This is a genomic window from Bacteroides sp., from assembly GCF_052357945.1.
In the GTDB taxonomy this organism is placed as follows: Bacteria; Bacteroidota; Bacteroidia; order Bacteroidales; family Bacteroidaceae; genus Bacteroides.
This window is the reverse complement of sequence record NZ_DAWCXD010000194.1, coordinates 1-7,543: the sequence shown is the minus strand read 5'-3', so window position 1 is coordinate 7,543 and position 7,543 is coordinate 1. Positions and strand designations below refer to the sequence as shown.

Genomic DNA, 7,543 nt, shown 5'->3' with positions numbered 1-7,543 from the left:
TTATTTTCTGTATTTCAGCACAAGCCTTATCGGGAGCAACAGAGGCAATACGCATTGCCAACCGCAAACGCAACGAATTGGCAAACTTCACCCAGGAAGCGTATTTCCCATCCAACAAAATATCAAAACGTGCAAATCCATTGGATTCCGGTTTCTCATCTATATAGTTGGTGAGAGCAACTACAGCAGAATCGAGTTCATTGAAAAACTCATAATAGACATCCTCTTGTTTATCCGGACGGTAATGTTTTTCGGCATTAGCAAAATTCTTATAAATGATAGGACCATAATAATCCGTCACACGATGCATCGCTTCCACCTTTAATATTTTCGTTATCCCGAACAGAGCAGGATGTGTATTTCGGGTAGCATTCTCCGACTGATATATCTGTGGGAAAATATAAGAATACATGTGTGTCCACATGGCGCTATTCCAGCCGTCCTGCATATTATAATCGGAATTATGCGAGCCCCCGTTCAGAGGTTTGCCGTCATGCATATACCCACTGAACATGTCCGCGTTCAGATTCTGTATCAGCTGGAAAGGCCAGTTCTTTCCTTTTCCGTAGTCGTAATTAAAATAAATACCTTGCTGAATAATTCCCAAACGGATTCCATAGCCATTGTCATCAATAATCAAGTCATCATCCGTGATACCGGACAAATCGGTATTGTAATCACGGAAGTTACCGGTACAAGCTACAGAAAACAGCAATAACCCCAACAAATATAGATATACAAATTTTCTCTTCATTTCTCTCTCTTGCCTTTAAAATTCACATTTCAGAGTAAAGCCCAGACTACGGGTCGTAGGCATTCCGAACACTTCAATTCCTTGATTATCATTTCCGGTAGAAAGTACCAGATCCGGATCAAAAGGAGCTTTCTTATACAAGAAACATAGATTGCGAGCTACAAACGAAAGCTGAACATCTTTCAGTACCTTCGTTTTCTGTATCCACTTCTTGGAGAAATTATAGCTCAATGATACTTCACGCAACCGTAAATTCGTAGCATCATACATATAATATTCCGTCACCCCGGCACGCCCGCCTACTATTTTATAGAATCCTTTCACATTGTCTATACGCTGACCGTCGAGCATTACATATCCCCTGTCACGCGCATCGGCCGTTATTTCAGATACTCCATAAAGATCCATTTCCGCCTGCGTCTGCGAAAGAACTTCGCCTCCGTAACGCCAATCAAGCAGAAAATAAATGGTGAAGCCTTTGTAAGAGAATGTATGGTCCCATCCCATCATAAAGACAGGGTTGGCATTGCCTACTTTCACCGTATTCCCATCGCCCTCCACCAATGGAAGTCCTTTATTATCACCCTCTGTTTCGTAGACGATATTGCCTGCATCATCACGCACAAAAGCCTTACCATAAATATCACCGATAGAACCGCCTTTAATAAGCTTCATGGCATAGCTGGAAGAAAAACTGGTAGGCCCGTAAATCATTTCTTTCAGATCTTCGTGCAACTTCACTATCTTATTCTTATTGGTAGAGAAGTTTACAGAAGTTTTCCAGTTGAAATCAGGAGTTAATACGGGAGTTCCATTCAGTGTCAATTCCCATCCTCGGTTCTGGATATTCCCGGCATTTACATATCGGTAAGCATACTTATCGCCTGCAAGTGCGGGAAGTTTGAAGAATTGATTATAAGTATTGGTACGATAATAAGTCAGATTAACCCCTAAACGGTGTTGAAAGAATCGCCATTCAGTTCCAAATTCGATGGCATGAGTCATTTCCGGCTCCATATCCTTAAAAGGTGCGGCATCATTCGCCTGTATCTCGCCACCGGCATTGATATGCGAAAAGGAATTAGTGATAAATGGAGGAATATCATTCCCTACTTTACTATAAGCGCCACGCAATTTAGCGAAAGAAACCCACTCGGGTAACTTCACCCATTTATCAAGCAGCATGGAAAGCCCTACAGAAGGATAAGCGAATCCGGATTTTTCATGTTTGGTATATGACAAGGTTGACGCCCAGTCATTACGGGCCGTCAAATCAAGAAATAGTTTTTCCTTATAACCGATCTGTGCCGTACCGAATATAGATTGCAACTGACGGCGTTGATCTATTCGCTGGTCAATACTGGCAGAGCTGTTCATAACGATATTGGCTATATTAAACACATTAGCAAACTTCAGAGATGCATTTTTCGAATCATATCGGGTAGAATTGACGACTCTATCATTTATACTACCACCAATCGCCGCATCCAACGTAAAATCGCCCCAGGTTTTCTTCACCATCGCCATGACATCACCATACATCTGCGTTTCCTGATAATCCATCTCAATATATCGTCCGTTCGCTCCACACAGGGCGGTGGCGGTAGACGCATAGAATTTCTGGCGTAACTTGTCCGCCCAGTAATCCATGTTTCCACGGGCTTGAATCGTCAGCCAGTCATTTACCTTAAAGTTTGCTGAAAGAGAAAGAATAACGCGCGTACGTGTTTCTTTACTTTGTATGCGGTTCGTTATCCAATACGGATTCTGTTCGAAGTCTTCGGTAAACGTATGCCAGTTCTGCACACCCAGTTTCCGTTCTTCGTCATAGGTTTCAAAATGATCTTTATAATAAGACAAATCCTCTCCACGAGGGAAACGGTAGAGCCCTACCAACGGATTCATATAGAAACCTCCCGATACCGGCTTATTCTCGACGGTTTGTTTCATGACATTCACACTACCGTCCAGTTTCAGACGTTTGTCGAACATAGTAGCCGTCTCACGCAAGTTTATATTATGCTTTTTCAGTTTATTCTTGTCGATTATCCCCTTTCCGGTAGTATTGGCATAGGAGAAATAAGTTTGCAGGTTTTCATTTCCATAACTGATAGATACGGAAGTCATTGATGTCAATCCGGTACGGAAGAAGTCATTCAGATTATCATAAGCCATCAGATTCTCTTTCTCGCCCCAACTGTCTACCACATCACTGACACCATAACGATTCTGCATTTTAGGCATACTGAATGCTTTCTCGAAAGTGAGTCCCGTAGAGAAATTTATATTCCTTTGCCCGGCAGAGTTTCCTTTTTTAGTCGTAATAAGAATCACTCCGTTAGCAGCCATGCTACCATATAAAGCCGCAGCAGGAGCACCTTTCAGGATACTGATGCTTTCCACATCTTCCGGATTCAGGTTAGAGATTCCGTCTCCTCCATCACGATTCCCCGCATTCGCCGTACCACCAATAGCCGAATAAGCCTGTTCGGAAGAGGTGTTCGACATCGGCACTCCATCTATTACATAAAGCGGTTGATTATCACCGGATACAGAACGGATTCCCCGGAGACTGACTTTTGCGGAACCGCCCATACCGGAAGAGTTTTTGTTGATTTGCACACCGGCAGCTTTTCCTGCCAGGGCAGCAATCATATTTACTTCTTTGACACGATTCAGTTCTTCTCCCTTGATTTTTTGCACAGAATAGGCCAATGTAGCTTCATCCTTTTCAAGTCCCAAGGCTGTTACGATGACATGTTCAAGCATCACCGCATCTTCCTGAAGACGTATTTCAAGCACATTCCGACCTGTCACATTGACTTCTACAGTCTTGTAACCTACAAAAGAAACTTGTAAGACAGCACTATCCGGTACAGACAAAAAGAATTTTCCATCAATATCGGTCACAGTACCATTGGTTCCCCCCTTTTCGCGTATTGTAGCACCGATCAGTGGTTCACCATAGATATCAATAACACGCCCTCTCACGGTATTATTATCAGAAGGAACTTCTATCGTCCCTCTTAACACTTGTTGCTCCGAAGCATAACAATTTCCTCCCTCCAGGAAAAATAGGCCCATTAAGAAGCAACTCACAAAAACTTCTTTTCTCAATGATATAATAAAATATTGTTTGTTCATCACGCCGCAAAAATAACTAATTATTTTAAATCTAGCATTTTTTCTCATTGATTTTGAGGGAAATAAACATTATCACTATTTTTGTACGAAATTAAAATGAAAGGAATTATGGAAATCGAAACACATCCGTTAGAACCGTTTCTCCCAGCGAAATCAAAGCTTCTGATGCTGGGAAGTTTTCCGCCACAGAAAAAACGTTGGTCTATGAAGTTTTACTACCCGAACCTAAACAACGACATGTGGCGTATATATGGAATTTTATTCTTTAATGATAAGAATCACTTTCTAAATTCGACACTAAAATCGTTCTGTCGCGAGCAAATCATAGACTTTTTGAACGAAAAGGGGATTGCCCTATTTGATACCGCTTCATCCATTCGCCGGTTGCAGGATAATGCATCGGACAAGTTTCTTGAAGTAGTGGAAGCTACCGATGTTGCAGCATTACTGCGGCAACTTCCCGAATGCAAAGCAATCGTCACCACAGGCCAAAAAGCCACGGACACTCTTCGACAGCAATTCGACATAGAAGAGCCCAAAGTAGGTGATTACTCCGAATTTGTTTTCGAAGGACGTGCCATGCGGCTTTACCGGATGCCCTCATCATCAAGGGCGTATCCATTAGCATTGGACAAGAAAGCGGCCGCTTACCGGATTATGTTTCAGGATTTACAGATATTGAAGTGAAGTTCAAGTATCAAGTATAAAATATCAAGTATTAAATTATAAATGAATATGGCAACATTATTTTTGCAGTACCCGGCATGCAGCACATGCCAAAAAGCCAAGAAATGGTTAACAGAAAATAACATTGAGTTTACCAACCGCTTAATCGTAGAAGAAAATCCTACGGTGGAAGAATTAAAGGCATGGATTCCACGCAGCGGTCTGCCAGTGAAGAAATTCTTCAACACTAGCGGATTAGTATATAAAGAGCTGAAACTAAGCGAGAAGCTACCTGCAATGAGTGAAGAAGAACAGATAGCACTATTGGCAACCAACGGTAAATTGGTGAAACGCCCATTGGTAGTGACAGACAGCTTCGTTCTGGTCGGTTTTAAGCCCGATGAGTGGGAAAAATTAAAATAATTCAAAACTTATTTACCCGAATGTTTGGAGATTCAGAAGTTTCTACTACCTTTGCAGCCGCAAACACGGGAGTAGCTCAGTTGGTAGAGCACCGGTCTCCAAAACCGGGTGTCGGGAGTTCGAGCCTCTCCTCCCGTGCAGAGTTAAGTAGCTGTAAACGATAAGTTTACGGCTATTTTTCGTTTCAGGTCGGACGAAATTCGGACGAAATAAATGATAGTGACGCTATCCGACAAAGATAGTGACGGTATACAACAGCGATAGTGTCACTATCCCGAACATATACCGTCACTATCATTTTCTACGATTATCCATCTGGAATTCTACGTTCATTCATATCTGCGAATCTTACGCATAGTCATATAGCGTACACTCACAATGACTCCCGCCCGATTTCCTAGTTCTTATTCGTTCTTTCCAATCCTTTGGCAGCCTCAACCAAACGGATGAATTCTCTTCTATATCCTTTATCATCATTATTCAGTCCCTGTTTGGCCAGATTAATCACTTTATCGTAACTGGCATTTCCTTTGAAATCAGAGTCCCGAAGCAACTGTCCGAACATAGCCACTGCAGAAGCAAAGCGGAAATCGGAAGAAACATTATTGCCTTTATTATCAACGAAAGGAAGTTCCATTTTCTTGCTGACATCTTTATCCGGAGCTTTATAACGCAGTTTCACAGTCAGGAGATCATTAGAGCCTGTCGGTTTCACCGTCACTTTCTCTTTCTTCTGATATTTCAGATCGTCTATTTTACCCACATATTCATTCTTTGCACCTGTAGGAATCACTTCGTAAAAAGCAGTTACCGTATGTCCCGCACCCATATCTCCGGCATCTTTAGCATCATTATTAAAGTCTTCGTCTTTCAACAGACGGCTTTCGTAACCAATCAAACGATACGCCTGCACTTGGGAAGGATTAAATTCCACTTGCAGTTTGACGTCTTTCGCCACCGTATGCAATGTAGCACCGAATTCGCCTACTAAAACACGGTTGGCTTCCTGCAAGTTATCTATATAAGCATGATTACCGTTTCCCTTTTCTGCCAACACCTGAATCTTTTTATCTTTATAATTACCCATGCCATAACCTAATACGGTAAGGAACACTCCACTCTTACGTTCTTTTTCAATCAATTGTTCCAATCCTTCGGTGGAAGAAACACCCACATTAAAATCACCGTCGGAGCAAAGTATGATACGGTTGTTACCATTAGAGATAAAATTCTTCTTGGCTATTTTATACGCCAACAGGATACCCGCACCACCTGCCGTAGAACCACCTGCCGTCAATTCATCTATCGCTTCACGAATCTTCTGTTTGTCACTACCCGGAGTGGCCTCCAGTTTCACACCGGCACTGCCTGCATAAGTCACGATAGCTACTTTATCTTTATCCCGTAAGTTGTTTACCAACAATTTGAGAGATGATTTCACCAAATCCAACCGGTTGGCTCCCCACATAGAGCCGGAGACGTCAATCAGAAACACCAAGTTAGATGCAGGCAAATTATCCGTCGGAATTTCTCCAGCTTTCAAGCCGATACGCACAAGACGGTGATCCGCATTCCAGGGACATGCTCCGGCTTCCATCGTGATTTTCACAGGATCACTTCCTGTCGGTTTCGGATAATCATAGGAAAAGTAGTTCACTAATTCTTCCGTACGGATAGCATCTACAGGAGGCAATTCACCTTTATTGATAAAACGACGCATATTACTATAAGAAGCAGCATCTACATCAATAGAGAAAGTAGAAAGCGGAGCATCCGACACACTCTTAAATCCATTCTCCTGAATCTGCCCGTATTCTTCCGCATTTACAGCATCATACATGATTCCCGGTGTCGGACATACCGCCATATAAGCAGCAGACACCGATTTAGTAGCCTTTAGCTCATGCCCGTATCCTACCACTACACATTCTTCCAATACCACATCATCAGCTTTCATCTTCACATCCAGCGTAGCCGATTTCACCACCCTTCTCTCTTGCTTATACCCGATATACTGGAACAACAACGTCTCCCCCTTCTTGGCCTGAATGGTGTACTGGCCCTTCATATTCGTTATTGCACCCTTCGAAGTACCCTTGATCTGTACCGAACAACCTACAAGCGGACTTCCATCCTTTGCATCCGTCACCGTACCCGACACAGTAATAACTTGCGCATTCATCCTACCTAAAGAAATAACCGCCATTAGCAGTACGAGCATCATCGCTCTGAATTGATTTGTTTTCATAACTTCTTATTTTAAAATGTTACTATTAGTTCGCTTTTATTATAGAGATGCACATTTCACACAGATTCCATAAATTGCCTGAACTTTTTTTTATCCGGCAGAAAAAAGAGTCATTTCAAAATTCTCACTCATTCCTTTGCAACTCTTAAGATGATGTGTATATTTGCCGATCATAAACATATTATAAATATGAAAAACGAAGTCGACGGAAGGCGGGAAATAGCCTCACGAAACACGGCCTGGGCTACTATTATTGCCCGCAAACTAACTCGTTGGGGTGTCACTCCCAATCAAATTTCCATGATGAG

Annotated in this window: 5 protein-coding genes, 1 tRNA gene and 1 pseudogene; 4 read left to right on the top strand and 3 right to left on the bottom strand. The window is 42.3% G+C overall.

The window, feature by feature from the left end; all coding sequences use genetic code 11:
* Both ACT8YW_RS20940 and ACT8YW_RS20935 read right to left on the bottom strand, forming a co-directional pair.
* Positions 1-754 (bottom strand): SusD/RagB family nutrient-binding outer membrane lipoprotein (locus ACT8YW_RS20940; RefSeq protein ID WP_444107031.1); only part of this gene is annotated, 754 nt, incomplete at its 3' end.
* Positions 755-769: 15 nt separating this feature from the next.
* Positions 770-3,898, bottom strand: coding sequence for a SusC/RagA family TonB-linked outer membrane protein (locus ACT8YW_RS20935; protein WP_444107030.1), 3,129 nt, complete (start codon positions 3,896-3,898; stop codon positions 770-772).
* 108 nt (positions 3,899-4,006) lie between these two features.
* Between ACT8YW_RS20935 and ACT8YW_RS20930 the strand changes: the two genes are divergently transcribed.
* From ACT8YW_RS20930 to ACT8YW_RS20920, 3 genes are all read left to right on the top strand, one after another.
* On the top strand, positions 4,007-4,585 hold the full coding sequence (locus ACT8YW_RS20930; RefSeq protein ID WP_444107029.1) for a uracil-DNA glycosylase family protein: 579 nt from the start codon (positions 4,007-4,009) through the stop codon (positions 4,583-4,585).
* Positions 4,586-4,633: 48 nt separating this feature from the next.
* Positions 4,634-4,987: an arsenate reductase family protein gene (locus ACT8YW_RS20925; RefSeq protein ID WP_004308288.1), complete on the top strand. Its 354-nt coding sequence runs from the start codon at positions 4,634-4,636 to the stop codon at positions 4,985-4,987.
* A gap of 65 nt (positions 4,988-5,052) precedes the next feature.
* Positions 5,053-5,125 (top strand) — tRNA-Trp (locus ACT8YW_RS20920).
* Positions 5,126-5,384: 259 nt separating this feature from the next.
* On the opposite strand, the gene ACT8YW_RS20915 is transcribed toward ACT8YW_RS20920, so the two are convergent.
* Positions 5,385-7,235: a YfbK domain-containing protein gene (locus tag ACT8YW_RS20915; protein WP_444107028.1), complete on the bottom strand. Its 1,851-nt coding sequence runs from the start codon at positions 7,233-7,235 to the stop codon at positions 5,385-5,387.
* 150 nt (positions 7,236-7,385) lie between these two features.
* On the opposite strand from ACT8YW_RS20915, the pseudogene ACT8YW_RS20910 reads away from it, so the two are divergent.
* Positions 7,386-7,543, top strand: a pseudogene (locus ACT8YW_RS20910) (CDP-alcohol phosphatidyltransferase family protein); the annotation flags it as partial.